2 protein-coding genes and 1 pseudogene are annotated in these 1372 nt (G+C 71.3%); all 3 read right to left on the bottom strand.

Annotated elements, in window-relative coordinates:
* Positions 1-637 (bottom strand): annotated as a pseudogene (locus tag ACR2JA_RS18875) (cell envelope integrity protein TolA); the annotation flags it as partial.
* A 22-nt stretch (positions 638-659) separates the two neighbouring features.
* Positions 660-1088, bottom strand: coding sequence for a biopolymer transporter ExbD (locus ACR2JA_RS18880; RefSeq protein ID WP_434010605.1), 429 nt, complete (start codon positions 1086-1088; stop codon positions 660-662).
* Positions 1089-1093: 5 nt separating this feature from the next.
* Positions 1094-1372: MotA/TolQ/ExbB proton channel family protein (locus ACR2JA_RS18885; protein ID WP_434010606.1), on the bottom strand; the 279-nt coding region annotated here is incomplete at its 5' end.

Consider the following 1372-nt stretch of genomic DNA (forward strand, 5'->3'; position numbering starts at 1 on the left):
CACCGGAGCCCGCAGACGGCCCTGCCGACTGCTGTGCCGTGACCGTGGCCTGCGGGGCGCCGCTGGCTCCAGCCTGGCCCAGCATGCGTTCGATGTTGCGTTTGCGCTGGGCCTCGGCCTCCAGGGCCTGTTTCGCTTCCGCGGCCTTCTGCTCGGCCAGTCGCTTGTCAGCGGCCAGTTTCTGCTCTTGCTGGCGCTTATTCTCTGCCGCGGCCTTGTCCGCGGCGGCTTTCTCCGTCAGCGCTTTCTGGCGCGCTTCTTCGAGCGCGCGCTGGTCCAGCTCTTTTTTCTGCTGAGCGCGTTGCGTGGCGATCTGCACCTCGCTGGGGCCGGGCGGGGGCGGGGCAGGGCGCGGTTCGGGCCGCACCTCGGGCGCGGGCGCGGGTGCGGGCGGGGCGGGTGGTGGTGCTTCGGCACGCGGTGCGGCCTGCACCGGCAGGCGGGACCACAGTTCGGCTTCGAACACGGGCGTCGCCACATCCTGCTTCCAGCCCACGCCCCAGGTCAGCGCGGCCACCAGCAGGCCGTGCGCCAGCAACGCCAGCCCGACCGGGCCCAGCCAGTGGTCCTGCCGCGGCGGTGCCAGGCGCAGGTGCTCCTGGGCGGCGTGGCGCGACAGGGCGAAGCTGCTGGTCATGGCCGTCGGGCGCGGTGGGTGTTCAGCGCGTGGTCTGCACCGACAGGCCCACGCGGGCGACACCGGCGCGCTGCAACCGGTCCATGACCGAGACCACGGTTTCGTACTTCACGCCCTTGTCGGCGCTGATGACCACCGGCACCTGCAGGTCGCCGCCTTGCAGTTGCTGCACGCGGGCGGCCAGCTGGGCCAGCGGGACGTCCGGCCCCTCGGCTGCACCGGCGCCTTCGCGCACCTGCAGGCGCTCGCCCTTGTCCACGATCACCTGCACGAAACGGTCCGGCTGGCGGCCGGCCTGGCCGACGCTGGGCAGGCTGATCTGGCTGGGTGTGATCAGCGGGGCGGTGACCATGAAGATGATCAGCAGCACCAACATCACGTCAATGAACGGGACCATGTTGATCTCGTTGATGGTGCGGCGGCCCCGGCCGCGGGTGGCGATCCTGGCCATGGCGCTCAGCGGGCGGTGGGGGCCGCCGCGGCGGCGTTGGACTGGGCCGCCACGTTGCGCTGCAGGATGTTGGAGAACTCTTCCATGAAGGTCTCCATCTGGTTGGCCACGCGATCGATGTCGTGCGCGAAGCGGTTGTAGGCCACCACCGCCGGGATGGCGGCGAACAGGCCGATGGCGGTGGCCACCAGCGCCTCGGCAATGCCAGGCGCCACGGTGGCCAGCGTCACCTGCGCCAGCGAAGCCAGGCCCGTGAAGGCGTGCATGATGCCCCACACGGTGCC

The organism is Hydrogenophaga sp. (assembly GCF_051007235.1).
In the GTDB taxonomy this organism is placed as follows: domain Bacteria; phylum Pseudomonadota; class Gammaproteobacteria; order Burkholderiales; family Burkholderiaceae_C; genus Hydrogenophaga.